This window comes from Pseudomonas furukawaii (assembly GCF_002355475.1).
Taxonomy (GTDB): domain Bacteria; phylum Pseudomonadota; class Gammaproteobacteria; order Pseudomonadales; family Pseudomonadaceae; genus Metapseudomonas; species Metapseudomonas furukawaii.
Genome location: NZ_AP014862.1, coordinates 5,674,714 through 5,700,934, shown reverse-complemented (window position 1 = coordinate 5,700,934; position 26,221 = coordinate 5,674,714). Strand labels below are relative to the sequence as shown.

The window sequence follows — 26,221 nt, the reverse complement described above, 5'->3', positions numbered from 1 at the left end:
CGGAGATCGATGTTACCGCGCCAAGGCACCTTTGCGGGAAGGGTAGCGGCCGAGGTTTTCAAGCAGGTGCTTGCCGGCGATGGGCTTGTCGAACAGGTAGCCCTGGCCGACATCGCAGTGCTGGCGCCGGAGGAAGCCCAACTGGGCGGCGGTTTCGATGCCTTCGGCCACCACCTTGAGCTTGAGCTTGTGGGCCATGGCGATGACCGCGGAGGTGATTTCCTTGTCGTCCTGGCTGTCGGGGATGTCCTTGATGAAGCTGCGGTCGATCTTGATGACATCGATGGGAAACTTCTTCAGGTAGCTCAGGGACGAATAGCCGGTGCCGAAATCATCCATGGCCAGGGTCAGGCCCAGGCTTTTCAGGCGATTGAGCTGGTGCCGGGTATCTTCGGTGGCCTCCAGTAGCAGGCCTTCGGTGAGCTCCAGTTCCAGCTGCGCGGGGGGCAGTTGCTCCTCGTGGAGAATGGCGGCGATGGAGCCCACCAGGTCCGGGTCGCTGAACTGTTTGGGCGACAGGTTGATGGCCACCTGCAGGTTGCCGAGCCCGGCGGAGGACAGGTGCCGGCTCATGCGGCAGGCTTCGCGGATCACCCATTTGCCGATGGGGATGATCATGCCGGTCTCTTCCGCCACGCTGATGAACTGCTCCGGGCTGATCATGCCCTTCTCCGGATGGTTCCAGCGCAGCAGCGCCTCCATGCCCAGCAGTTGGCCCGTGCGCAGGCAGAGCTTGGGCTGGTAGAAGACTTCCAGCTCGTTCTGTGCGAGGGCCCGGCGCAGGTTGTTCTCGACGAACAGCTTGTAGCTGGCTTCGGCGTTGAGGGCCTCGGTGAACAGCTGCAACTGATGCTTGCCGTTGGCCTTGGCCTTGTGCAAGGCGAGGCCGGCGTGCTTCATCAGGGTCTGCGGGTCGCGGCCGTGCTGGGGCGCGCAAGCCAGCCCGAGGGAGCCGGTGACGCTGATCAGCTGGTTGTCGACGAACAGCGGCTTGTCCAGGGTCTGCAGCACCTGGGCGGCGATGCGCTGGCCGCTCTCCAGGTCGGCACCGTCCAGCAGCACCGCGAACTCGTTGCTGGCGAAGCGCGCCAGGACGCCATTGGACGCGAGGCTGTTGCGCAGTCGACGGGCCAGGCTCACCAGCAGCTTGTCGCCGGTCTGGTGGCCGAGGCTGTCGTTGATCCGCTTGAAGTTGTCGATGTCCACCAGCAGCAGGCACAAGGGCGTCTCGTGGTCGTGCTGGAAGCGCTCCTCGAGGGTGCGGATGAAATAGGGGCGGTTGCCGAGCCCCGTGAGGTTGTCGGTGTAGGCCAGCTTCTCGATGCGTTGCTGGGCCAGCTTGCTCTGGGTGACGTCCTCGTAGATGCCGATGTAGTGGGTCAGCTCGCCGTCCTCGCCGAACACCTTGGAGATCGACAGCTGGCCCCAGTAGGGCTCGAGGTTCTTGCGGCGACTGCGGAACTCGCCCTGCCAGCTGTTGCAGGCGGCCAGGCCGGAGCCGGTGTCGAAGAGCAGCTCGCTGAGATTCTCCAGGGCCGGCAGGTCGGACAGGCGGCGGCCGTGGACTTCGTCGGCGCTGTATTGGGTGATGGCGGTGAAGCTCGGGTTGACGTACTCCACCAGGCCGTCACGGTCCACCAGCAGGAAGGCGCTGGCGCTCTGCTCCACGGCACGCTGGAACAGGTGCAGGGCGCTGGCGGCATGGCGCCGCTGCTGGTTCACCAGGACCTGGGCGAACTGGTCGGCCAGCTCCCCCGCGAAGGCGATCTCGTCGCTGTGCCAGACCCGGGGCGCCCCGATGTGTTCCAGGCAGAGCACACCCACCACCTCGCCGCCGATGCGGATGCTGGCGTCCAGCATGGCGGTGATGCCCTCCGGCTTGAGGTAGTTGCTGGCTAGCTCGCTGGTGCGCGGGTCGTTGCGAGCGTCGTGGGCATCGATGGCACGGCCGCTGTGGAGGGCTTCCAGATAGCGGGGAAAGAGGCTCATGTCGATGGCGCGCGGGTACTCGTGGTGGGCCTGGTCGCGGCGATAGAGGCTGACGGCCGCCAGTTCGTTACCCTCCAGCAGCCAGATACCGGCGCGGTCCACGTCGTAGGCTTCGCAGGCGGCGCGCGTGATGAGCTGCGCGGCTTCTTCGGCGGGGTTGCTGGAGCTGTAGCGGTGCCGTGCCAGACGCACGATCAGGCTTTGCTGGGCGCGGGAGCGGATCAGGTGCTGCAGGTGGTCCTCCTGGGTGCGCTGGTAGCGTTCCAGGGAGTCTCGCAGTTGGTGGTTCTGAGCTTCCAGCTCCTGATGCTTGCGCCTGTCCGGGGGCGCTTCCGCGTTCCCCTGGGCCATCAGGTAGCCCCGCAGGAGGTGGCGCCCGTGCTGCTGGAAGGCTTCGCCCATCTCCATCAGGCGCAGGGCGCCCCTGGGCGTGTGCAGGGTGTACTCGATGCTGTAGTGCTTCTGCTCGGCAAGCTGCCGTTGCACCTCGTCGTGCAGCCGGTAGCGGCTCTCCGGCTCCATCAGGCTGGCGTAGGGGGCGTCGAGCAAGGCACAGAGCTCGCTGGCCGGCAGGCCGAATCGATGCTCGCAGGATGGGTCGAGGAAGAGCATCGTCCAGCTGGCCTCGTTGAGCCGCTCGAAACGCAGGAGGCCCAGCCGCGAGGGGACAGGCAACTGCGTCACTATCTCGGCCACCGTACGGCTGGCGGCATCGGGATGGCTCTTCATCGGGTGCTGGGCTTCCAGATCTCTGACCAGCTGAGAGGCCGGCCTACTTCAAGGCATCGGGCAAGGGTGCATCATGATGATGGCACTGGCAAGCGCGCCGCGCAGGGCGATTCGATGCCGGGCGGATGGCCGGCTGCGGGCGCTGGGCGAGCGGACACGAGCGCCGTGCGCGGTGGATGGCAGGCAAAAAAAACCCCGCCTCAGGGGGGCGGGGTTGAGGTACGAGCGTGGCGTGCTCGCGAATAGCAGTTACAGCAGCATGGTGCGGATATCCGCCAGCACGTCACCCAGTCGCTTGGTGAAGCGCGCGGCGGCTGCGCCATTGATCACGCGGTGATCGTAGGACAGCGACAGAGGCAGCATCAGGCGCGGCTGGAAGGCCTTGCCGTCCCACACCGGCTGCATGGTGGCCTTGGATACGCCGAGGATCGCCACCTCGGGCGCGTTGACGATCGGCGTGAAGCCGGTGCCGCCAATGTGGCCGAGGCTGGAGATGGTGAAGCAGGCGCCTTGCATGTCGTCTGCCGAGAGCTTCTTGGTGCGCGCTTTCTCGGCCAGGGCGGCGGCTTCCGCAGCCAGTTGCAGCAGGCTCTTCTGGTCGACGTTGCGGATGACCGGGACCAGCAGGCCGTCCGGGGTGTCCACGGCGAAGCCGATGTGCACGTACTTCTTGCGGATCAGCGCCTTGCCGCTGGGGGCCAGGGAGCTGTTGAAGTCCGGCAGTTCCTTGAGCAGGTAGGCGCAGGCCTTGAGCAGCAGCGGTAGCACGGTCAGCTTGACGCCGGCTTTCTCGGCCACGGCCTTCTGGGCGACGCGGAAGGCTTCCAGCTCGGTGATGTCGGCGGAGTCGAACTGGGTCACGTGGGGCACGTTGAGCCAGCTGCGGTGCAGGTTGGCGGCGCCGACCTGCATCAGGCGGGTCATCGCCACTTCCTCGATTTCACCGAACTTGCTGAAGTCCACGGCCGGAATCGGCGGGATGCCCGCGCCACCGGTGGCTGCCGCAGCGGCCGCCGGTGCTTCCTTGGCCTTCTGCATCATGGCCTTCACGTAGGCCTGGACGTCTTCCTTCAGCACCCGGCCGTGGGGGCCGGTGGCGGGGACGGCGTCCAGTTCCACGCCGAACTCGCGGGCCAGCTGGCGAACCGCAGGGCCGGCATGGACCTTGGCGCCGCTGGAGCGTGCCGGTACGCCGGTGGTGTTGGCGGCGGCTGCGGACAGGGAGGCGATGGCCGACACTTCGGCAGCGGCGACCGGGTGCGCACCTTCCGGCACGCGGTGCAGCGGCTGCTGGGGGGCGGGCGCGGCGGCCGGGGCAGCCGGGGCAGCACCAGCCACCTTGAGCTTGAGGATCAGGTCTCCCGTGCTGACTTCATCGTCCAGCTTGACCAGGATGCTCTCCACCACGCCGGCGGCGGGGGAGGGGATTTCCATGGAGGCCTTGTCGGACTCCAGGGTGATCAGGGATTGCTCGGCGGAGACCGAGTCACCGACCTTCACCAGCACTTCGATGACCTTGACCTTGCCGTCGGTGCCGATATCCGGAATCTGGACGTCCTGCACCGAGGAGCCGGTGGCCGGTGCCGCTGCCGGGGCGGCGGAAGGAGCCGGGGCGGCCACGGGGGCGGTCGCCTGGGCCGGCGCCGGAGCGGCCGGAGCGGCGCCCGCTACCTTGAGCTTGATGATCAGGTCGCCGGTGCCGACTTCATCGTCCAGCTTGACGACGACGCTCTCCACCACGCCGGCGGCGGGGCAGGGGATCTCCATGGAGGCCTTGTCGGACTCCAGGGTGATCAGCGACTGGTCGGCTTCGACGCTGTCGCCGGCCTTGACCAGTACCTCGATGACCTTGACCTTGCCGTCGGTGCCGATATCCGGCACGAAGACGTCCTGCACGCTGGAGCCTGCGGCCACGGGGGCCGCAACGGGAGCCGGCGCGGCAGCGGGCTTTTCTTCGGCCTTGGCGGCGGGGGCGGTAGCCGGAGCGGGAGCTGCGGCGGCGCCTTCGACTTCCAGCTCCAGCAGTTCGTCGCCTTCCTTCAGGCGGTCGCCCAGCTTGACCTTGAGGCTCTTGATCACCCCGGCCTTGGGCGCGGGGATTTCCATGGAGGCCTTGTCGGACTCCAGGGTCAGCAGGCTCTGGTCGGCCTCGATGCGATCGCCGACCTTGACGAACAGCTCGATCACTTCACCTTCGCCGCTGCCGATATCGGGTACGCGAATCAATTCACTCATCGTTTCGCTCCTTAGCAGTCCAGCGGGTTGCGTTTTTCAGGATCGATGCCGAACTTGGCGATGGCCTCGGCCACCACTTTCGGCTCGATCTCGCCACGGTCGGCCAGGGCCTCGAGGGCGGCCAGCACGACCCAGTAGCGATCCACTTCGAAGAAGTGGCGCAGTTTCTTGCGGGTGTCGCTGCGGCCGAAGCCGTCGGTGCCGAGGACCTTGTATTCCTTGCTCGGTACCCACTGGCGGATCTGGTCGGCGAACAGCTTCATGTAGTCGGTGGAGGCCACGACCGGGCCCTTGCGGCCGGTCAGGCACTGCTCGACGTAGGTCTGCTGCGGCTTCTGTTCCGGGTGCAGGCGGTTGCGACGCTCCACGGCCAGGCCGTCACGACGCAGTTCGTTGAAGCTGGTGACGCTCCAGACATCGGCTGCGACGTTGTACTGCTCGCGGAGGATCTTCGCGGCTTCGCGGACTTCCCGCAGGATGGTGCCGGAACCGAGCAGCTGCACGTGGTGCGCGGCTTCCTTCTTGTCCTCCTCCAGGAGGTACATGCCCTTGATGATGCCTTCCTCGACGCCTTCCGGAATGGCCGGCTGCTGGTAGGCTTCGTTCATTACGGTGATGTAGTAGAAGACGTTCTGCTGCTCTTCGGTCATCTGGCGGATGCCTTCACGCACGATCACCGCCAGCTCGTAGCCGTAGGTGGGGTCGTAGGTGCGGCAGTTGGGGATGGTGGCCGCCATGATGTGGCTGTGGCCGTCCTCGTGCTGCAGGCCTTCGCCGTTCAGCGTGGTGCGGCCGGAGGTGCCGCCGATGAGGAAGCCACGGGCGCGGCTGTCGCCGGCCGCCCAGGCCAGGTCGCCGATGCGCTGGAAGCCGAACATCGAGTAGAAGATGTAGAACGGCAGCATGGGCTGGTTGTGGTTGCTGTAGGAGGTACCGGCCGCGATGAAGGAGGACATGGCGCCCGCTTCGTTGATGCCCTCTTCGAGGATCTGGCCCTTCTTGTCCTCCTTGTAGAACATCACCTGGTCCTTATCGACGGGCTCGTAGAGCTGGCCGACGGAGGAGTAGATGCCCAACTGGCGGAACATGCCTTCCATGCCGAAGGTACGGGCTTCGTCCGGGATGATCGGGACGATGCGCTGACCCAGTTCCTTGTCCTTGACCAGCTGCGCCAGGACGCGCACGAAGGCCATGGTGGTGGAGATCTCGCGATCGCCGGAGCCGTCGAGGATGGCCTTGAGGGTATCCAGCGGCGGGGTCGGGATGCTGAAGCTGTTCACGCGACGCTGGGGCACGTAGCCACCCAGGGCGGCGCGGCGCTCGTGCAGGTACTTGTGCTCCGCGCTGCCCGGCTCGGGACGCACGAAGGGCAGCTTCTCCAGTTCTTCGTCGCGAACCGGGATGTCGAAGCGGTCGCGGAACTGGCGCAGGCTGTCCACATCCACCTTCTTGGTGTTGTGGGCGGTGTTCTGCGCTTCGCCAGCGCCGGTGCCGTAGCCCTTGATGGTCTTGGCCAGGATGACGGTGGGCTGGCCGCTGTGGTTCACGGCCTGGTGGTAGGCCGCGTAGACCTTGTAGGGGTCGTGGCCGCCACGGTTGAGACGCCAGATCTCGTCATCGGAAAGGTCCTTGACCATTTCCTGCAGTTCGGGCGTGTTGAAGAAGTTCTCGCGGACGTAGGCACCGTCCTTCGCCTTGTAGTTCTGGTATTCGCCGTCCACCACTTCGTCCATGCGACGCTGCAGGGAACCGTCCTTGTCCTTGGCGAACAGCGGATCCCAGAAGCGGCCCCAGACGACCTTGTTGACGTTCCACTGGGCGCCACGGAAGACGCCTTCCAGTTCCTGGATGATCTTGCCGTTGCCGCGAACCGGGCCGTCGAGGCGCTGCAGGTTGCAGTTGATGACGAAGATCAGGTTGTCCAGCTTCTCGCGGCCGGCCAGGGAGATGGCGCCGAGGGATTCGGGCTCGTCGCACTCGCCGTCACCCATGAAGCACCAGACCTTCTGCTTGCCGGCCGGGATGAAGCCACGGGCTTCCAGGTACTTCATGAAGCGGGCCTGGTAGATGGCCTGGATCGGGCCGAGGCCCATGGATACGGTGGGGAACTGCCAGAAGTCCGGCATCAGCCAGGGGTGCGGATAGGACGACAGGCCCTTGCCGTCGACTTCGCGACGGAAGTTCAGCATCTGGTCCTCGCTCAGGCGGCCTTCCATGAAGGCGCGGGCGTAGATGCCGGGGCTGGCGTGGCCCTGGTAGAAGATCAGGTCGCCGCCGTGCTCCTCGGTGGGAGCCTGGAAGAAGTAGTTGAAGCCGATGTCGTACAGGGTGGCCGAGGACGCGAAGCTGGAGATGTGGCCGCCCAGGTCCGGGTCTTCGAGGTTGGTGCGCATCACCATGGCCAGGGCGTTCCAGCGCACCAGGGAGCGGATACGGCGCTCCATGAACAGGTCGCCCGGCATGCGTGCCTCGTGGGAAACCGGGATGGTGTTGCGGTACGGCGTGGTGGTGGAGTAGGGCAGCTTGGTGCCGCTGCGGGTGGCCAGCTCACCCATGCGGGTCAGCAGGTAATGCGCGCGGTCTTCACCTTCTTTGTCGAGTACGGACTCCAGGGAATCCAGCCATTCCTGGGTTTCGACGGGATCGAGGTCTTGCATGGCTTGCTCCAGGGCGGAAAGGCTTCCAGAATCGGATGCCAGTGGTCACGGCCGGCCTTGTGGGGCGGTCGCGGCGAAAATTCTTGTTACCGGGGGTAGAACCGGGCTCGTGTAGTTTTACTACAAATCGACGAAGGTTTCAGCCCTCTGGATACAATCTTTCGTAGTAAAACTACAGACTGCGCGGCGCAGTCGGCTGCAAGCCCCGAGTTAGAGCGGTTTTATCGCCGCCATGCCAGCTACGGAACCCAGCCTCGGCCCGCGGCCCAGAAAGGATAGACCATGAGCCTGCCGCCGCTGGCCGCCTTGCCGGCCAACCTCCAGCCCAGCGCCGAACGCGCGCTTTCCGCCTTCCGCACCGCCCTTGCCGACCAGGCTCCCGAGCTCGCCCATTGGTCCGACGAGCGGCAGCAGGCCTTCGCCCGGGTCGCCGCCGCCAGTGACTTCGTGTCCGAGCAGGCCCAGCGGGACCCGGCCATGCTGCTGGCGCTGGCCGCCTCCGGTGAACTGGAGCGCTCCCTGGCGCCGGGCGAGTTGCGGGGGCAGGTGGCGGAACTCCTGGCCGACTGCGCGGACGAGGACGATCTCGGCCGGCGCCTGCGTCGGTACCGCAACCGGCAGCAGTTGCGCATCATCTGGCGCGACCTGACCCGTCAGGCCGATCTTGCGGAAACCTGCCGCGACCTTTCCGATCTCGCCGATGCCTGCATCGACCTGGCCTACCGCTGGCTCTACGAGCGTCATTGCGCCCAGTTCGGCACGCCGGTCGGTCGCCGCTCCGGCGAGCCGCAGCATCTCGTAGTGCTGGGCATGGGCAAGCTCGGCGCCCATGAGCTGAACCTGTCCTCGGACATCGACCTGATCTTCGGCTACCCGGAAGGCGGCGAAACCGAAGGCACCAAGCGTTCCCTGGACAACCAGGAATTCTTCACTCGCCTGGGGCAGCGGCTGATCAAGGCCCTGGATGCCATCACCGTGGACGGCTTCGTCTTCCGTGTGGACATGCGTCTGCGTCCCTACGGCTCGTCGGGCCCGCTGGTCTTCAGCTTCAACGCCCTGGAGCAGTACTACCAGGACCAGGGGCGTGACTGGGAGCGCTACGCCATGATCAAGGCCCGCGTGGTGGGTGGCGATCAGGCGGCGGGCGCCCAGTTGCTGCAGATGCTGCGTCCCTTCGTCTATCGCCGTTACCTGGACTTCTCCGCCATCGAAGCGCTTCGTGCCATGAAGCAGCTGATCCAGCAGGAAGTGCGCCGCAAGGGCATGACCGAGAACGTCAAGCTGGGCTCCGGCGGCATTCGCGAGGTGGAGTTCATCGCCCAGGCCTTCCAGCTGATTCATGGCGGTCGCGACCTCAGCCTGCAGCAGCGGCCGCTGCTGGGTGTCCTCGGTACCCTGGAGGGGCAGGGCTACCTGCCGCCGCCGGTGGTGGCGGAGATGAAGGAAGGCTACGAGTTCCTGCGCTACACCGAGCACGCCTTGCAGGCGATCGCCGATCGCCAGACCCAGATGCTGCCGGACAACGACCTGGATCGCGCGCGCGTCGCCTTCATCATGGGATTCGACAACTGGGCGGGTTTCCATGAGCGGCTCATGTACTGGCGTGGTCGGGTGGAGTGGCATTTCCAGCAGGTGATCGCCGACCCGGACGAGGAGGAGGGCGGTAGCGGCGACAGCTGCATCGGCGGCGAGTGGCTGCCCCTCTGGGAAGAAGCCCTGGACGAGGACAGCGCCTGCCGACAGCTGGGCGAGGCGGGCTTCGTCGACCCGGCTGCGGCCTGGCGTCGCCTGACCGACCTGCGCAACGGCCCCCAGGTCCGCGCCATGCAGCGGTTGGGGCGTGAGCGGCTGGATGCCTTCATCCCTCGTTTGCTGAATCTTACCGTTGAGCATGGCAATCCCGATCTGGTGCTGGAGCGGGTGCTGCCCATGGTGGAGAAGGTGGCGCGTCGCTCGGCCTATCTGGTGCTGCTGACCGAGAACCCCGGCGCGCTGCAGCGCCTGATCGAGCTCTGCGCCGCCAGCCCCTGGATCGCCGAGCAGATCACCCGTTTCCCACTGCTGCTGGATGAGCTGCTCAATGAGGGGCGTCTCTACCGGCCGCCGCTGGCGCCGGAGCTGGCCGCCGAGCTGCGTGAGCGACTGACCCGGATTCCCGAGGACGACCTGGAGCAGCAGATGGAGGCGTTGCGTCACTTCAAGCTGGCCCACAGCCTGCGGGTGGCGGCCTCGGAGATCGCCGGGACTCTGCCGCTGATGAAGGTGAGCGACTACCTGACCTGGTTGGCCGAGGCGATTCTCGACCAGGTGCTGGCCCTGGCCTGGCGCCAGACCGTGGCCCGGCATGGGACGCCGAAGCGTGCCGATGGCAGCCTCTGCGATCCGGACTTCATCATCGTCGGTTACGGCAAGGTGGGCGGGTTGGAGTTCGGCCACGGCTCCGACCTCGACCTGGTGTTCATCCATGATGGCGACCCCCAGGCCGAAACCGACGGTGCCAAGCCCATCGACGGCGCCCAGTTCTTCACGCGGCTGGGGCAGCGGATCATCCACCTGCTGACGACACAGACCACCTCCGGTGCGTTGTATGAGGTGGACATGCGCCTGCGCCCTTCCGGTGCCGCAGGTCTTCTGGTCAGTTCCCTGGGAGCGTTCCAGCGTTATCAGGAGAACGAGGCCTGGACCTGGGAGCACCAGGCCCTGGTGCGCGCCCGGGTGCTGGTGGGCTCCCCTGGGGTGGCGACCGCTTTCGAGCAGGTACGCCTGGCCGTGCTGGGCCGCGAACGCGACCTGGAGGGATTGCGCCTGGAGGTCAGCGAGATGCGGGCCAAGATGCGCGAGAACCTCGGTACCCGGGAAACCGCTGCCGGAACCGGAGCGAATGCCTTCGAGGCCGCGGCACCCTTCGATCTGAAGCAGGATGCCGGCGGTATCGTCGATATCGAATTTATGGTGCAATATGCGGCCCTGGCCTGGTCGCGACAGCACCCCGAACTGGTGCGTTACACCGATAACATCCGCATTCTGGATAGCCTGGAGCAGGCGAACCTGCTGTCCGGCGAGGACGTCCACCTGCTGCAGGAAGCCTACAAGGCCTATCGCTCGGCGGCGCATCGCCAGGCCCTGCAGAAGCAGCCCGGGGTGGTGGCTGGTGACCAGTTCCATGCGGAGCGCCAAGGCGTGATGCGTATCTGGCGTGAGCTGGGTCTGAAGTGACCCGGACCGCTGAACCAATCGAATTCTTGAGGAGTTGGCAATATGTCGATGGCCGATCGTGATGGCGTGATCTGGTATGACGGCGAACTGGTGCCGTGGCGCGAGGCGACCACCCACGTCCTGACCCACACCCTGCACTACGGCATGGGCGTGTTCGAAGGTGTGCGCGCCTACAACACCCCGGACGGCACCGCCATCTTCCGCCTGCAGGCCCACACCGACCGCCTGTTCGACTCCGCCCACATCTTCAACATGCAGATCCCCTTCACCAAGGAGGAGATCAACGAGGCCCAGCGCGCCGCCGTGCGTGAGAACGGCCTGGAAAGCGCCTACCTGCGCCCCATGGTGTTCTTCGGCAGCGAAGGCATGGGCTTGCGTGCCTCCGGCCTGAAGGTGCATGTGATAGTGGCGGCCTGGCACTGGGGCGCCTACATGGGCGAAGAGGCGCTGGAAACCGGTATCAAGGTGCGTACCAGCTCCTACACCCGCCACCACGTCAACATCTCCATGACCCGCGCCAAGGCCAACGGCAACTACATCAACTCGATGCTGGCCCTGCAGGAAGCCATCTCCGGCGGCGCCGACGAGGCCATGCTGCTGGACCCTGAAGGCTACGTCGCCGAGGGTTCGGGCGAGAACATCTTCCTGGTCAAGGACGGCGTGGTGTACACCCCGGAAGTGACCTCCTGCCTGAACGGTATCACCCGCAGCACCATCCTGACCCTGGCCGGTGAGCTGGGCATCAAGGTGGTGGAGAAGCGCATCACCCGCGACGAGGTGTACATCGCCGACGAGGCCTTCTTCACCGGCACCGCCGCAGAAGTCACCCCGATTCGCGAAGTCGACGGCCGCCAGATCGGCGCCGGTCGTCGTGGTCCGGTGACCGAGAAGCTGCAGAAAGCCTACTTCGACCTGGTGACCGGCAAGACCTCGGCCCACGCCGAGTGGCGCACCCTGGTCAAGTAATCCGACTGAGCCGCATTTCGCAGGCCGCAAGCCACAAGTGGTCGTCACCGCTTGGAGCTTGCGGCCTGTCGCTTGAGGCTTGAAGCTGCCCTTATGAACATTCTGATCGTAGGACCCTCCTGGGTGGGCGACATGGTGATGGCGCAGACACTCTTCCAGTGCCTGAAGTCCCGCCATCCCGACTGCGAGATCGACGTGCTGGCGCCCGAATGGAGCCGGCCCATCCTCGAACGCATGCCGGAAGTGCGGAGCGCCCTGAGCTTTCCCATCGGTCATGGCGTGCTGGATATCGCCACCCGCCGCAAGATCGGCAAGTCCCTGGTGGGCCGCTACGACCAGGCGATCCTCCTGCCCAACTCCCTGAAGTCGGCCCTGGTGCCCTGGTTCGCGGATATCCCGACGCGTACCGGCTGGAAGGGCGAGATGCGCTATGGGCTGCTGAACGACATCCGCACCCTGGACAAGGATCGTCATCCGCTGATGATCGAGCGCTTCATGGCGCTCGCTTTCGAGCCCGGCGCCGAACTGCCCAGGCCCTATCCGCGCCCTGCCTTGCGCATCGAACCGGCCAGTCGTGAAGCCGCACTCGAGCGCTTCGGCCTGGGGCTGGACCGCCCGGTGCTGGCCCTCTGCCCTGGGGCCGAGTTCGGCGAGGCCAAGCGCTGGCCGGCGGAGCACTACGCCAAGGTCGCCGAGGTGAAGATTCGCGCGGGCTGGCAGGTCTGGTTGTTCGGCTCGAAGAACGACCACCCCGGTGGCGAGGACATCCGCATGCGGCTGATCCCCGGCCTGCGCGAAGAAGTCACCAACCTCGCCGGCGAGACGAGCCTGGCGCAAGCCATCGACCTGCTGTCCTGCGCCAGCGCCGTGGTGTCCAACGACTCCGGCCTGATGCATGTGGCGGCGGCCCTGGGGCGTCCGCTGGTGGCGATCTACGGCTCCACTTCGCCGCAGTTCACGCCGCCCCTGGCCGAGCAGGTGGAGATCGTCCGCCTCGGCCTGGAATGCAGTCCCTGTTTCGAGCGTACCTGCCGCTTCGGTCACTACGATTGCCTGCGCGAACTCAAGCCGCGACCGGTGATCGAGGCCCTGGATCGCCTGGCCCCGGACCCGCTGGAACTGGTGGAGACTTCCTGAGTGCGGGTACTGCTGATCAAGACCTCCTCCCTGGGTGACGTCATTCATACCCTGCCGGCGCTGACCGATGCCGCGCGCGCGATCCCCGGCATCCAGTTCGACTGGGTGGTGGAAGAAGGCTTCGCCGAAATACCCGCCTGGCACCCGGCGGTGGCCCGGGTCATTCCGGTCGCCATCCGTCGCTGGCGCAAGAATTTCTGGCAGACGCTGAAGAGTGGCGAATGGCGCCGCTTCAAGCGCCGTCTCCGGGAAGCCCGGTACGACCTGGTGATCGATGCCCAGGGGCTGCTGAAAAGCGCCTGGCTGACCCGCTATACCCGCGCGCGCGTGGCGGGCCTGGACAAGTCGTCGGCCCGCGAGCCCCTTGCCAGTCGCTTCTACGACCGTCGCTACCCGGTCGCCTGGGGTCAGCACGCCGTGGAGCGGGTGCGCCAACTGTTCGCCCAGGCCCTGGACTACCGTTTGCCGGAAGGGGTGGGCAATTACGGGCTGAATCGCGCCCAACTGGCCGACTCCGCGGGAGAGGCCCCCTACCTGCTGTTCCTCCACGGCACCACCTGGGACACCAAGCACTGGCCCGAGCACTACTGGCGAGAGCTGGCCGAGCGTGCCTGCGACCACGGCTGGCATGTGCGCCTGCCCTGGGGCAATCCGAGCGAGAAGGCGCGGGCCGAACGCATCGCCCAGGGTCTGGAAAAGGCTGCGGTGCTTCCCCGCTTGTCCCTGGCGGGCATGGCCAAGGTGGTGGCTGGCGCACGGGCCTGCGTGGCCGTGGATACCGGACTCGGTCACCTGGCGGCGGCACTGGATGTGCCGACCCTGTCGCTTTATGGCCCGACCAACCCGGGCTTCACCGGTGCCTATGGGCGGGCGCAGATCCATCTGGGCAGCGACTTTCCCTGCGCGCCCTGCCTGAAGAAGACCTGCGCCTACAAGCCGACGGCGGAGGATCGACGCCTGTTCGACCTGGCGCGTGAGCAGCCCCTCTGCTTCACCCGGCTCAATCCGCAGCGGGTGGCCACCCAATTGGAGGCCCTGCTGCTGACCGAGGATTTCCACTGATGCAACTGGCCTTCGTGCTCTACAAGTACTTCCCCTTCGGCGGCCTGCAGCGTGACTTCATGCGCATTGCCCTGGAGTGCCAGCGTCGTGGGCATGAAATCCGCGTCTACACCATGATCTGGGAAGGCGACGTCCCGGAGGGCTTCGAGGTGCTGATCGCGCCGGTCAAGGCGCTGTTCAACCACAAGCGCAACGAGAAATTCACCGCCTGGGTCGAGGCTGACCTGGCGAAGCGTCCGGTGGACCGGGTGATCGGCTTCAACAAGATGCCGGGCCTGGATGTCTACTACGCCGCCGACCCCTGCTTCGAGGACAAGGCCCAGACCTTGCGCAACGGCCTCTATCGCCGCTGGGGGCGTTACAAGCACTTCGCCGACTACGAACGCGCAGTGTTCGCACCCGAGTCTGCAACCTCGGTGCTGATGATCTCCGAGGTGCAGCAGCCGCTCTTCGTCAAGCATTACGCCACCCCGGCCGGGCGTTTCCACCTGCTGCCGCCGGGTATCGCGGCGGACCGTCGCGCACCGGCCAACGCCGCCGAGATCCGTGCGGAGTTCCGCCGTGAGTTCAAACTGTCCGATGATGAACTGCTGCTGGTACAGATCGGCTCCGGCTTCAAGACCAAGGGCCTGGATCGCAGCCTCAAGGCCCTCGCAGCGTTGCCCCGCGAACTGAAGAAGCGCACCCGGCTGATCGTCATCGGCCAGGATGACCCCAAGCCCTTCCTGCTGCAGATGAAGACCCTGGGCATTTCCGACCAGGTGCAGATCCTCAAGGGACGCAGCGATATTCCTCGCTTCCTGCTGGGGGCCGACCTGCTGATCCACCCGGCCTACAACGAAAACACCGGCACCGTGCTCCTGGAGGCGCTGGTGGCGGGGCTTCCGGTGCTGGTCACCGATGTCTGCGGCTATGCCCACTACATCGTCGAGGCCGACAGCGGCCGCGTGGCTCCGAGCCCCTTCGACCAGGATGCCTTCAACCGCATGCTCGCCGAGATGCTCGCGGACTCCGTGAGCCGAGCCCGCTGGGGCGCCAATGGCCTGGCCTTCGCCGATTCCGCCGACCTCTACAGCATGCCGCAGCGCGCCGCTGACGTGATCCTCGCGGAGCGCCCATGAAACTGGTCCTGAAGGAGCCCTTCGAGCGCCTCTGGGCCGGGCGTGACGCCTTCGCCGCCGTCGAGGCGCTCGAAGGCCAGGTATACCGCGAGCTGGAAGGGCGGCGCACCCTGCGCACCGAGGTGGACGGGCGAGGCTATTTCGTCAAGATCCATCGGGGCATCGGTTGGGCCGAGATCGTCAAGAACCTGGTAACGGCCAAGGCGCCCGTGCTGGGAGCCGGCCAGGAGTGGACGGCCATCCGCCGCCTCCATGAGGTCGGCGTCCCCACCATGACCGCCGTGGCCTTTGGTGAGCGGGGCGGCAATCCGGCGCGGCAGCATTCCTTCATCATCACCGAGGAACTGGCACCCACCATCAGCCTCGAGGATTTCTGCCTCGATTGGCCGAACGATCCGCCGCCGGCGAGGCTCAAGTGGGCCCTGATCGAGGAAGTGGCCCGGATGACCGGGACCATGCACCGGGCCGGGGTCAATCACCGCGACTGCTACATCTGCCATTTCCTCCTGCACACCGACAGGCCGGTCACGGCGGATGATTTCAGGTTGTCGCTGATCGACCTGCACCGTGCCCAGAGCCGTCGCCACACACCCCGGCGCTGGCGCGACAAGGACCTGGCCGGGCTCTACTTCTCGGCGCTGAACATCGGTCTCACCCGCCGCGACAAGCTGCGCTTCCTCAAGGCCTACTTCCGCCAGCCGCTGCGCCAGGTGCTGAGGGAGGAGATCGGCCTGCTGGCCTGGCTCGAGCAGAAGGCGGAGCGCCTGTTGTCGCGCTACGAGCGCAAGTACGCCGGAGGAGACGAGGCGTGAGTCAATGGAACCTTGCCGAGGGGCTGTCGGCTGAAGCCGCTGCGCTCTTCGGCGACCTCGACCGGGTGTTCGCCCTGGAGGGTGAGTGGATCACCGGCGATCCGCTGTCGGAGGTGCTCCGGGTGGAGCACCAGGGCGTGCGCTACTACGTCAAGCGGTACTGGGGCGCCGGCAAGGGGCTGCGTCGCTGGTTCGGACGCCCCCGTGTGAAGGCGGAGTGGCAGAACCTGCGCCATTTCGACAAATGGGGCATACCGACCGCGCCGGTGGTGGCCTGGGGGCTGGAACGGCGCATCGGCGCCTTTCATCGGGGCGCTCTGATCACGCGTGAACTCAAGGGCACCGTGGACCTTGCCGATCTCGCCCGCAGTGGCGATCCGCGCCTGGCGGACGCGCGCTGGGTGGACCGGGTGAGCCGTCAACTGGCCAGCGCCACGCGCAGCCTGCACCAGCACCACTTCGCCCACAACGACCTGAAGTGGCGCAACCTGCTGGTGGACGATGCGGGCGCCCTGTTCCTCATCGACTGCCCAACCGGCACCTTCTGGTGGGGGCCTTTCCTGCGCTATCGGGTCATCAAGGACCTGGCCTGCCTGGACAAGGTGGCCAAGTACCACCTGAGTCGCAGCCAGCGCCTGCGCTTCTACCTGCAGTACCGGGAGCGTTCGCGCCTGAGCGCTGCGGACAAGCGCCGGGTGCGGCACATCCTCAAGTTTTTCGAGGGACGTGAATGAGCGACTTCATCGCCGTGGAGGACCGGGAGATTCTCGCCCGCCACGGACTGGATAACTTCGATGCGCTCTGGAACCTGCGCCTGGACGCGGTGGATGAGCCCAATACCGGCCGGGGCGGCTGGAGCAGCGTCTTCCGACTGGACCTGGGCGACGCCGCCTACTACCTCAAGCGGCAGAGCAACTTCCTCAGCCGCAGCCTGGCGCGCCCCTTGGGCGAGCCCACCTTCGCCCGGGAGTTCCGCAACATCCGCCGCTACCAGGAACTGGGGATTCCCGCGTTGCAGGCCGCGTTCTTCGGCGCCCGGCAGGTGGCGGGCGAGCGCCGCGCCATCCTGGTGTCCCGGGCCCTGGATGGCTGGCGCGAGCTGGCGGCCTGGCTGGAGCAGTGGCCGGCGTTCCCCGGCGAACAGCGTGCCGCCCTGATCGCGGCGGTGGCGACCCTGGCGCGCCGCCTGCATGGAGGGGGGCAGTTGCACGGTTGCTTCTATCCCAAGCACGTCTTCCTGCGGGAGACCCGCGCCGGCTTCGAGGCCTGCCTGATCGACCTGGAGAAGACCCGACCCCTGTTGCTGGGGCGTCGTGACCGGGTCAAGGACCTGGAGGCCCTGGTGCGGCGTGCCGATGCCTGGGGGGAGTCCGAGATTCGCGAGCTGCTTTCCGGCTACCTCGCGCGGCCGGTCGATTCCGTCGAGGTGGCGGAATGGACGTCCCGGCTCGCTCGTCGTCGTCGGAGCAAGGAGGGCGCCCGATGACCCTGGAAGAGCTTGCGCGGTCCGGTCGCGCTCCGCAGCTCCCGCTGCACCTGGACATCGCCGGTGGCCTTGAGCTGCAAGGCCTGCTGCGCGTGCTGCCCGGCCAGCGTTATGTCGGCGTGGCCCTGTGGCAGGGGCGCAAGGTCCTGGCCAAGATCCTGGTAGGGCGCAAGGCCGAGCGTCATTTCCAGCGGGAGCTGGAGGGCGTGCGCGCCCTGCAAGGGCAGGGACTGGATACCCCGGGCCTGCTCGCCGAAGGGCGGCTGGCGGGACGGGGCGGCTGGTTGCTGTTCGACTATCTGGATGCCGCCGAAAGCCTCTGGGATGCCTGGCGCCGGGTGGAGCGGGACTCCCCGCTCTCCGCCGAGCAGCAGGGGGTACTGGCCGAAGCCTTGGTCGCCATCGCGCGCCTGCACCTGGCCGGCCTGGTCCAGGAAGACCTGCACCTGGACAACCTGCTGCGCCAGGACGGCCGCCTGTACCTGATCGACGGGGGCGGTATCCGCGCCGAGTCGCCTGGCACGGTGCTGTCCCGGGACAAGGTGCTGGCCAACCTGGGGGTGTTCTTCGCCCAGTTGCCCGCGACGCTGGACCCCTTCATCGAAGAGCTGCTGGTGCACTACCTGCTGGTCAACGGCGAACATGCCCTGCCCCTGGAAGCCCTGCAGAAGGAGATCGCCCGGGTGCGACGTTGGCGCCTGGGCGACTACATGAAGAAGATCGCCCGGGATTGCAGCCTGTTCAGCGTGGTTCGCGGCGCGTTCGGTCTGCAGGCGGCGCGTCGGGACTGCCTTGCCGAGTTGGCGCCACTGCTGCGTGATCCCGACCGGGCGCTGGCGGCCGGACGCTCGCTCAAGCAGGGCGCCACCGCCACCGTCGCCGAGGTCGACTCGGGGGCGCGGCAGGTGCTGGTCAAGCGCTACAACATCAAGGGGCCGCTGCACTGGCTGACCCGCTTCTGGCGTCCCAGCCGCGCCTGGCACAGCTGGCGCGAGGGCAATCGCCTGGCATTCCTGGGTATCGCCACGCCCCGCCCGCTGGCGGTGATCGAGCGTCGCTTCCTCTGGCTGCGGGGGCGCGCCTACCTGATTACCGAATATCTCTCCGGGCACGATATAATCGCGCGTTTTCGACCCTATCTGGACGACCCGGACGGGGCCGGCATGCCGCCTGAGTCCGAGCTCGTGGCCCTCGATCAGCTTTTCGCCGCGCTGATCCGCGAACGCATCAGCCATGGTGATTTCAAGGGCTACAACCTGTTCTGGCAGGACGGCCGCTGGACCCTGATCGACCTCGACGCCGTGCAGCAACACCGCAGCGAGCGCAGCTTCGCCAGGGCCTATGCCCGGGATCGCGCGCGCTTCCTGCGCAATTGGCCGGCCGAGTCGGCGCTGTACCAGATGCTGGATCGACGATTACCGAAAGACAGCTTCAAGCCGGACGCTTGAGGCTGGAACGCAAAGCCCGCCGGGCTGTGAACCATACGACCGCTGTCGCCTCGGGCCTTTCGACTCGGGCAGCCAGCAGCTTTCAAGAGGCTTAACACTGTGGCATTGACGATCCTCGGCCTTTCCGGCGCCCTCAGCCATGATCCTTCCGCCGCGCTCTACATCGACGGCAAGCTGATCGCGGCCGCCGAAGAAGAGCGCTTCGTGCGCGACAAGCACGCGAAGAATCGCATGCCCTACGAGTCGGCCAAGTTCTGCCTGGAGCAGGCCGGCATCAAGCCGTCGGATGTGGATGTGGTGGCCATTCCCTTCGCCCCCATCAGCCTGTTCGGCGAAGCCCGCTGGCACTACGCCAAGCGCTACTGGTACGCCCCGGATCGCGCCCTGGACGCGATCCTCATGGGCAACCGCCGCTACAAGCGCTACCGCAAGAAAATCGTCTGGTGCCTGGAGCAACTGGGCTTCGACGCGAAGAAAGTGAAGATCGAGCCGGTGGAGCACCACCTGGCCCATGCCTCCAGCGCCTACCACTGCTCCGGCTTCAAGGAGAAGACCGCGATCCTCGGGATCGACGGCAAGGGCGAGTACGCCACCACCTTCTTCGGCTGGGGCGAGAACGGCAAGATCCACAAGATCAAGGAGTTCTACGACCCGGATTCCCTGGGCGGCCTCTACGGTGCCATCACCGAGTACCTCGGCTTCGAGATGCTCGACGGCGAGTTCAAGGTCATGGGCATGGCGCCCTACGGTGACGCCGCCAAGTACGATTTCTCCCGCCTGGCCAAGTTCGAGAACGGCCAGCTGGAGATCAACACCGACTACGCCAACGTCATCGGCTTCCGTCGCTACAAGGAGAACGGCAAGGGCTACTACTTCTCGCCCAAGCTGATCGAGTGGCTCGGCCCGAAGCGCCAGGGCGACATCGCCGACGACCCCTACATCCACTACGCCGCCAGCATGCAGGCCCTGTTCGAGAAGCTGGCGCTGGAGATGATGGACTACTACCTGGGCGACATCATCCGCGAAACCGGCAAGATCGCCTTCGCCGGCGGCTGCGCGCTGAACGTCAAGCTGAACCAGAAGATCATCGCCCGCCCCGAGGTGAAGGAGCTGTTCGTGCAGCCGGCCTCCGGTGACGCCGGTACCGCCGTCGGCGCCGCCGCCTATGTGTCCCACAAACGCGGCGTGCCGGTGGAGAAGATGGAGCACGTCTACCTCGGCCCGTCGTTCAGCAACGAGGACGTGATCGCCGCCTGCGCCCGTCACCCGAACAAGCCGGTGTTCAAGCGCATCGAGAACACCCCGCAGCGCATCGCCCGCATCATGGCCGACGGCAACCCGGTGGCCTGGTTCCAGGGCCGCATGGAATTCGGCCCCCGCGCCCTGGGTGGTCGCTCCATCATCGGTTGCCCGAGCGTGCCGGGCGTGGCCGACCGCATCAACGAGCAGATCAAGTTCCGCGAGCGCTGGAGGCCCTTCTGCCCGTCGATGCTCGACACCGTGGCGCCGCAGATGCTCAAGGTCGATCATCCGAGCCCCTTCATGACCTTCACCTTCGAGGTCAACGAGGAGTGGAAGACCCGCGTCTCCGAGGTGGTGCATGAGGACGGTACCTCCCGTGCCCAGGTGCTGGAGCGCCGGCACAACCCGCGCTGGTACGACCTGATGAAGGAGCTGGAGAACCTGACCGGCAACGGCGTCTCCCTGAACACCTCCCTCAATCGCCGTGGCGAGCCGATGATCTGCTCGCCCACCGACGCGCTGAACATGTTCTACGGCTCGGACCTGCAGTACCTGATCATGGAAGACATTCTGGTCGTCAAGGAAGGCAAGGACTGGTATGACCATGTCGGCTAAGCCGCTGCTTAGCATCATCATCCCCAGCTACAACTACGCGGGCGTGCTCCCGCGTGCCGTGGACTCGGTGTTGTCCCAGGCCACCCCGGAGGTCGAACTCTGGGTGGTGGACGACGGTTCCACCGATGACACGCCGGCGGTCTTCGCCGCCCTTAGCCAGCGTCATGGCGAGGCCTTCCAGGGCGTGCGCCAGGCCAATGGCGGACCCTCCGCCGCTCGCAACAACGGCGTGCAGTTGGCCCAGGGTCGCTACGTGCTGTTGCTGGACGCCGACGACGAGCTGGCGCCCGGTGTGCTGCCCGGCCTCTGTGACCGCCTGCGGGCCCGGCCGGATGTCGGTCTCTGGCTGGCCGGCCACGTTTCGATCGAGCCCGATGGCCGCGAGCGCGCCCATGCCGCCAGCCCCGTCCCGGCCGACGCCCTGCAGCGCCTTAAGGCGTACCTGCTGGACAAGAAGATCGCCCTCAGCCACGGCGCCTGTGTCTTCCTCCGCGAGCTGCTGCTGGAGCGCCCTTATCCCGAGCAGCTGCGTCACAGCGAGGATATCCCGGTCTTCGCCTACTGCCTGACCCGGCGTGAGGTCGAAGTCCTCGACCTGTCGCTGGCGAGGATCCACAAGCATCCCGGCAGCCTGCGGCACAACGCCGAGGCCGCCCGCCGGGTCGGCCTCGATCTGGTGGACGAAGTGTTCCGCCAGTTGCCCGCCGGCCTCCAGTCCCTCAAGCCCGCCTACCGCGCCCAGCGCTGCCTGTCGCTGTTCCGCACCTGCCTGCTGGCCGGTGACACGGACGGCGCCCGCCATTACTACGGCGAGGCGATCAGGACCGACTGGCGGGTGCTGTTCAAGTTTTCCTATACCCGCAAGGCGTTGCGCCTGTGGTTGAAGTCCAGGAAGAGCCCGGCATGAGCCCGCGTCGCATCAAGGTCCTGCAACTGCAGAACTACTACAACGTCAATGCTTCCGACCTGGCCGAGCAGATCATCCAGGCACTGCCCACCGACCGTTACGAGGTCACCACCGCCTTCCTGCGCGGACGGCCTGGCCCGGGCGAGCCGGTGAGCAAGGCGGAACGCTCGGTGTATTTCGGCTATAGCAAATCGGCTGTCAGTGGCCTGCGCCTGCGCGCGCTCTGGGCGCTGTACCGCCACTGCCGCGCCGAAGGTTACGACGCGGTCATCGCCCATCGCTTCAAGCCGGTGAACATGCTGATGCTGCTCAATCGCTGGTTGCGGTTGAGTGCCTGCATTGGCGTGGCCCACGGTTTCGGTGAGTACGACCGCTCCTTCCGCTGCTGGGTGGCGCGGCAGCTGGTGACGCCGGCGTGGCGGCTGGTGGGGGTATCGCGCGCGGTACGCGATTACCTGATCGGCGCGAATGCCGGATTCACTCCGGCCAACACCCGCCAGATCAACAACGCCATCGACATATCCCGTGCAGAAGGGCTGCAGCACCCCGCCGAACAGGCCCGGGCGATGTTGGGCCTGCCGGCCGATGCCTTCGTCTTCGGTGCCATCGGCCGCCTGGTGCCAGTCAAGGGGCACATCCACCTGCTGCGGGCCTTCGCCCGGGTCAAGGATGCCCATCCCCAGGCGCTGCTGGCGATCATCGGCGAGGGGCGGGGGCGTCCCGAGCTGGAGGCCGCCATTGCCGAGTTGGGACTGGAGGGGCGCGCCCTGCTGCTGGGCGCGCGCGACGATGCCTTGCAGTATGTTCGCGGCTTCGATGCCTTCGTCATGCCGTCTCTGAGCGAGGGGTTGCCCTTGGCCCTGCTGGAGGGCATGAGCGGGCGGCTTCCCGTGATCGGCTCGGATATCCCGAGCCTGAAACCGATCCTCGAGGACTGCGGCGGGCGGATCTTCCCGTCCGGCCGGCACGAGGTCCTCGCCGAGCGTCTGGCCGAAGTGCTGGCGCTGTCGCCGGAGGCCCGTCGCGCTGAAGGCGAGCGAGCCTACCAGTACCTGTGCCGGGCGCACTCGATCGAGGATTTTCGCCGGCAGTACCGTGAACTGCTGATTGAATTGCTGGAAGGAGCTGGCCGTGACTGATTCCAAAGACCTGCCCCTGGTCAGCGTCATCATTTCGTCCTACAACCACGCGGACTACATCGAGGCCTGCATCGAAAGCGTCATGGCGCAGACCTATCCGAACGTCGAGTTGCTGGTGGTGGACGACGGCTCCCGGGACGACAGCGTCGAGCGAATTCGTGCGTTGCAGGTGAAGTACGGCTTCGATTTCCGCGCCCAGGAGAACAGGGGCCTGTCCCGCACCCTGAACGAGACCATCGCGCGCTCGAAGGGCAGCCTGATCGCTCCATTCGGTTCCGACGACATCATGGTTCCCGAGCGCCTGGCGATTCAGGTGGCCTACCTGGCGGACAAGCCCGAGGTGGGGATCTGTGGGGGGAATGTCGAGAGTATCGACGCGAACGGCCAGGTGCGGTCGAAGCAGAAGCTGCGTCCGGCGAGGCGCCTCGAATTCGACGACATCTTCCTCGATCGCAAGCCGGGGGCGCCGGCGCCGACCATGCTGTTCCGCCGCGAGGCGATCGATGCGGTGGGAGGCTACGATCCCGAGATCCGCCTCGAGGACCTGCTGATGAAGCTCAAGATCACCCGTGCCGGTTACGTGATCGATGTGCTGGAGGATGTCCTGGCGCAGTACCGGACCCATGAGCACAACACCTACAAGAACCTGGGCTTCATGATCGAGCACGTCATGAAGACCTACGCGATCTTCAAGGATCATCCGGCCTACGAGGAAGTCTGCGCACGCTTCATCAATTCGATGCTGATGAAGTGCGCCCGGGACGACAAGCCTCTGGCTCGCCAGTTGTTCGCTCGCCTGCCCTGGCGCTACTGGAACGGCAAGACGCTGCGTGCCGTGGGGCGGTTCCTGTTGCCGCGACGCACTGCGGGCAACTGATTCTCAGTCGGGCAGGGGAGCCAGTACCTTCGCCGGTACGCCCCCGGCGATGACGTTGGGCGGAATGTCCCGGTTCACCAGCGAGCCGTTGGCGATGACGCTGTTATCGCCGATGGTGACGCCCTTCAGCACTGTGACGTTGGCGCCGATGAAGACATTGTTGCCGATGCTGATGTCCTTGCCGTCATGGGTGCCCGAGCTGCGCAGGTGGGCTTCCAGGCGATGGAAGTCAGAGTCATAGGCCGAGAAGCAGTGCCCGATGAGGGTGTCGTCGCCAATGCTGATGCGATTGCGCTCGGCGATCAGTACCGCGTTATTGTTGAGATGACAGCCCTTGCCGATACGGATTTCCGCCGTGGACTCCCGTGCCTCGATATGGGCGTAGCCATTGAGAAAATAGGGTGACGGCCAGACACCGATGCTGGATGCCCCGATATAGATCTCACCGACGCCGCAGAACAGGGCGGGTTGCTTCAGCCGACCGCGCATTTCCCTGGGGGCATTCTCGGAAAGCAGCCGATACTGGAGGATCCTCAGTTTCTGCAGGCCCCTGAACAGGTAGAGCTTCAGGCCCCGGCGCAGTCCATGCTTGATCAGTCTCTTCATGGGCTTGAGGTCAGAGTCTGGCCTGGTTGACGGCGTCGATCACGCGGCTCACCTGCTCATCCGTCATGCTGGGGTCCATGGGCAGGCTGAGCACTTCCTGGTGAATCCTTTCCGTCAGCGGGAGGGTCTGCGCGTTGAGCTCAGGGTAGGCCTGCTGCTTATGGGGCGGAATGGGGTAATGGATCATGGTCTGCACGCCAGCCTCGCCCAGCAGCTGCTGGAGCCTGTCCCGCTGCTGGCTGCGCACCACGAACAGATGCCAGACATGCTGCTCGGCCCGCTCCCAGATCGGTAGCTGAACGGCCGGATTGTTCATCCCGTCCAGGTAGTGGCGAGCGATCTGCTGGCGTCGCGCGGTCTGCCGGTCCAGATGGCGAAGCTTGACACGCAACATGGCGGCCTGCAGTTCGTCCAGGCGGCTGTTCACACCCTGGTAGAGGTTCTGGTACTTCACGTGCGAACCGTAGTTGCGCAGCGCCTGCAGGGTCGTCGCCAGCTCCGGGTCCGAGGTGGTGATGGCGCCGCCGTCACCCAGGGCTCCGAGGTTCTTGCCGGGGTAGAAGCTGAAGCCGGCGGCGTCTCCCCAGTTGCCCGCCTTGCGTGACCCCAGGCTGGCCCCATGGCCTTGCGCGGCGTCTTCGAGGACCAGCAGCCCATGCTCGGCCGCGATCCGCCCCAGTGCCGGCATGTCCGCAAGCCTGCCGTAGAGATGAACGGGGAGCAGTGCGCGAGTCCTGGGGCCCAGTGCCTTCCGGACGGCTTCTGGCGACAGGTTGAAGCTGTGTTCGTCCGGCTCCACCAATACGGGCTTCAGGCCATTCTCGGTAATCGCCAGCAAGGTCGCGATGTAGGTATTGGCCGGAACCATGATCTCGTCGCCTTCCTGCAGGCGTCCCAGTTCGCGCCACGCGCGCAGGGTCAGGGTCAGGGCGTCGAGTCCATTGGCGACTCCGATGCAATGACGGCTGCCGCAGTAGTCGGCGAACTCCTGCTCGAAGGCGCGAAGCTCCTGCCCCATGATGTACCAGCCCGAGTCTATGACCCGGGCGCAGGCCTCCAGCAGTTCGTCGCGGAGGCTTGCGTTCAGGTCCTTAAGGTTGAGGAATGGGATCATTGTCGTCCAGGAAGCGCAGAATTCGGGCTGGGTTACCTGCTACCACCGCGCGCGGCGGGACGTCCTTGGTCACGACGGCTCCGGCGCCAACCATGGCGTACTCGCCGACGGTGACTCCAGGCAGCAGGGTGGCGTTGGCGCCGATCGAGGCGCCGCGCTGAAGATGAACGCCCAGGAATCGCTCCGGGTATACCTTGGAGCGAGGCATGGGGTCGTTGGCAAAGGTGGCATTGGGGCCAATGAACACGTCGTCCGCGATACGGATGCCATCCCAGAGGTAGACGCCCGACTTGACCGTCACCCGGTCGCCCAGTTCGACATCGTTCTCTATCAGCGTATGGGCGCAGATGTTGCAATCCTCGCCAATTCTGGCGCCCGGGAGCACGACGGCGTACTGCCAGATGCGTGTCCCGCGGCCAATGGCGGTGGACTGCACATCGGACAGATCATGGATTTGCGGCATGCTCCACCTCGGCGAGGAAGCGATCGTAGTCGCGAATGTAGTCGGCTTCTTCGAAGTGCTCGCTGGCCATCACCATCAGCACGCAGTCAGGGGAGAAGTCGAACATTTCATGCCAGACCATCTTCTCGATGCGCAGGCCCTGGTGGGGGGAGTCGAGGCGCCAGGTTTCCTTGGTGCGTCCGTCGTCCAGCAGGAAGTTGCAGCTGCCGCTGAGGCAGATGGCGATCTGTTCCAGCTCATAGTGGGCGTGAAAGCCGCGCTGGAGTTCGGTGCTGAGTCCGTAGACGTAGTAGATGCGGCGGATGTCGAACGGAATGTCCTGGCCGCCTTCGATCACCGCGAGGGTGCCTCTGGGGTCCGAGAAAGTTCGGAAATCGATCAGCTTTACAAGGCTCATGAT

Annotated in this window: 20 protein-coding genes; 13 read left to right on the top strand and 7 right to left on the bottom strand. The window is 65.9% G+C overall.

Annotated features, from left to right (window positions below):
* Positions 1-12: 12 nt before the first annotated feature.
* The 3 genes from KF707C_RS26445 to aceE all read right to left on the bottom strand — a co-directional run bounded on the left by KF707C_RS26445 (position 13) and on the right by aceE (position 7,610).
* Entirely contained in the window at positions 13-2,718 is a 2,706-nt protein-coding gene (locus tag KF707C_RS26445; protein WP_003453156.1) for a sensor domain-containing protein, read from the bottom strand.
* Between the two features lie 249 nt (positions 2,719-2,967).
* Positions 2,968-4,953, bottom strand: coding sequence for a dihydrolipoyllysine-residue acetyltransferase (gene aceF, locus KF707C_RS26440; RefSeq protein WP_003453153.1), 1,986 nt, complete (start codon positions 4,951-4,953; stop codon positions 2,968-2,970).
* 11 nt (positions 4,954-4,964) lie between these two features.
* Positions 4,965-7,610: a pyruvate dehydrogenase (acetyl-transferring), homodimeric type gene (gene aceE, locus KF707C_RS26435; RefSeq protein ID WP_003453152.1), complete on the bottom strand. Its 2,646-nt coding sequence runs from the start codon at positions 7,608-7,610 to the stop codon at positions 4,965-4,967.
* Between the two features lie 282 nt (positions 7,611-7,892).
* On the opposite strand from aceE, the gene glnE reads away from it, so the two are divergent.
* From glnE to KF707C_RS26370, 13 genes are all read left to right on the top strand, one after another.
* Positions 7,893-10,826, top strand: coding sequence for a bifunctional [glutamate--ammonia ligase]-adenylyl-L-tyrosine phosphorylase/[glutamate--ammonia-ligase] adenylyltransferase (gene glnE / locus KF707C_RS26430; RefSeq protein WP_003453150.1), 2,934 nt, complete (start codon positions 7,893-7,895; stop codon positions 10,824-10,826).
* Positions 10,827-10,868: 42 nt separating this feature from the next.
* Positions 10,869-11,792, top strand: coding sequence for a branched-chain amino acid transaminase (locus tag KF707C_RS26425; protein ID WP_003453149.1), 924 nt, complete (start codon positions 10,869-10,871; stop codon positions 11,790-11,792).
* Positions 11,793-11,885: 93 nt separating this feature from the next.
* The gene (waaF, locus tag KF707C_RS26420; RefSeq protein ID WP_036993210.1) at positions 11,886-12,929 is read left to right on the top strand and encodes a lipopolysaccharide heptosyltransferase II; all 1,044 of its coding nucleotides are present in this window, start codon (positions 11,886-11,888) and stop codon (positions 12,927-12,929) included.
* Positions 12,930-13,991 carry a lipopolysaccharide heptosyltransferase I gene (gene waaC / locus KF707C_RS26415; protein ID WP_003453145.1) on the top strand — a complete coding sequence of 354 codons (1,062 nt, stop codon included), beginning with the start codon at positions 12,930-12,932 and terminating at the stop codon, positions 13,989-13,991.
* On the top strand, positions 13,991-15,112 hold the full coding sequence (locus KF707C_RS26410) for a glycosyltransferase family 4 protein (protein ID WP_003453143.1): 1,122 nt from the start codon (positions 13,991-13,993) through the stop codon (positions 15,110-15,112). The genes waaC and KF707C_RS26410 overlap by 1 nt, the downstream gene beginning before the upstream one ends.
* Entirely contained in the window at positions 15,109-15,924 is an 816-nt protein-coding gene (rfaP, locus tag KF707C_RS26405; RefSeq protein ID WP_003453139.1) for a lipopolysaccharide core heptose(I) kinase RfaP, read from the top strand. The genes KF707C_RS26410 and rfaP overlap by 4 nt, the downstream gene beginning before the upstream one ends.
* Positions 15,921-16,658 (top strand): lipopolysaccharide kinase InaA family protein, encoded by a 738-nt coding sequence (locus tag KF707C_RS26400; RefSeq protein WP_003453137.1) that lies wholly within the window; start codon positions 15,921-15,923, stop codon positions 16,656-16,658. Before rfaP ends, KF707C_RS26400 begins: the two co-directional genes overlap by 4 nt.
* Positions 16,655-17,410 carry a lipopolysaccharide kinase InaA family protein gene (locus KF707C_RS26395; protein WP_003453135.1) on the top strand — a complete coding sequence of 252 codons (756 nt, stop codon included), beginning with the start codon at positions 16,655-16,657 and terminating at the stop codon, positions 17,408-17,410. The genes KF707C_RS26400 and KF707C_RS26395 overlap by 4 nt, the downstream gene beginning before the upstream one ends.
* Positions 17,407-18,858 (top strand): lipopolysaccharide kinase InaA family protein, encoded by a 1,452-nt coding sequence (locus tag KF707C_RS26390; protein ID WP_003453131.1) that lies wholly within the window; start codon positions 17,407-17,409, stop codon positions 18,856-18,858. The genes KF707C_RS26395 and KF707C_RS26390 overlap by 4 nt, the downstream gene beginning before the upstream one ends.
* A gap of 99 nt (positions 18,859-18,957) precedes the next feature.
* A complete protein-coding gene (locus tag KF707C_RS26385) occupies positions 18,958-20,715 on the top strand; it encodes a carbamoyltransferase family protein (RefSeq protein ID WP_003453130.1) in 1,758 nt (585 codons plus the stop codon).
* Complete coding sequence (locus tag KF707C_RS26380; RefSeq protein ID WP_096368077.1) at positions 20,705-21,622, top strand: glycosyltransferase family 2 protein; 918 nt, start codon at positions 20,705-20,707, stop codon at positions 21,620-21,622. The genes KF707C_RS26385 and KF707C_RS26380 overlap by 11 nt, the downstream gene beginning before the upstream one ends.
* On the top strand, positions 21,619-22,761 hold the full coding sequence (locus tag KF707C_RS26375; RefSeq protein ID WP_036993291.1) for a glycosyltransferase: 1,143 nt from the start codon (positions 21,619-21,621) through the stop codon (positions 22,759-22,761). Before KF707C_RS26380 ends, KF707C_RS26375 begins: the two co-directional genes overlap by 4 nt.
* Positions 22,754-23,638: a glycosyltransferase gene (locus KF707C_RS26370; RefSeq protein WP_003453127.1), complete on the top strand. Its 885-nt coding sequence runs from the start codon at positions 22,754-22,756 to the stop codon at positions 23,636-23,638. The genes KF707C_RS26375 and KF707C_RS26370 overlap by 8 nt, the downstream gene beginning before the upstream one ends.
* 3 nt (positions 23,639-23,641) lie before the next feature.
* Here the strand turns inward: KF707C_RS26370 and KF707C_RS26365 are convergent, their stop codons facing one another.
* From KF707C_RS26365 to KF707C_RS26350, 4 genes are read right to left on the bottom strand one after another with little or no spacing between them, the layout of a single operon-like run.
* On the bottom strand, positions 23,642-24,244 hold the full coding sequence (locus KF707C_RS26365; protein WP_003453125.1) for an acyltransferase: 603 nt from the start codon (positions 24,242-24,244) through the stop codon (positions 23,642-23,644).
* Positions 24,245-24,254: 10 nt separating this feature from the next.
* A complete protein-coding gene (locus tag KF707C_RS26360) occupies positions 24,255-25,358 on the bottom strand; it encodes a DegT/DnrJ/EryC1/StrS family aminotransferase (RefSeq protein ID WP_003453122.1) in 1,104 nt (367 codons plus the stop codon).
* Positions 25,336-25,821 carry an acyltransferase gene (locus tag KF707C_RS26355; RefSeq protein WP_003453119.1) on the bottom strand — a complete coding sequence of 162 codons (486 nt, stop codon included), beginning with the start codon at positions 25,819-25,821 and terminating at the stop codon, positions 25,336-25,338. Before KF707C_RS26355 ends, KF707C_RS26360 begins: the two co-directional genes overlap by 23 nt.
* Positions 25,805-26,218 carry a sugar 3,4-ketoisomerase gene (locus KF707C_RS26350; protein ID WP_003453116.1) on the bottom strand — a complete coding sequence of 138 codons (414 nt, stop codon included), beginning with the start codon at positions 26,216-26,218 and terminating at the stop codon, positions 25,805-25,807. Before KF707C_RS26350 ends, KF707C_RS26355 begins: the two co-directional genes overlap by 17 nt.
* Between the last annotated feature and the right edge of the window lie 3 nt (positions 26,219-26,221).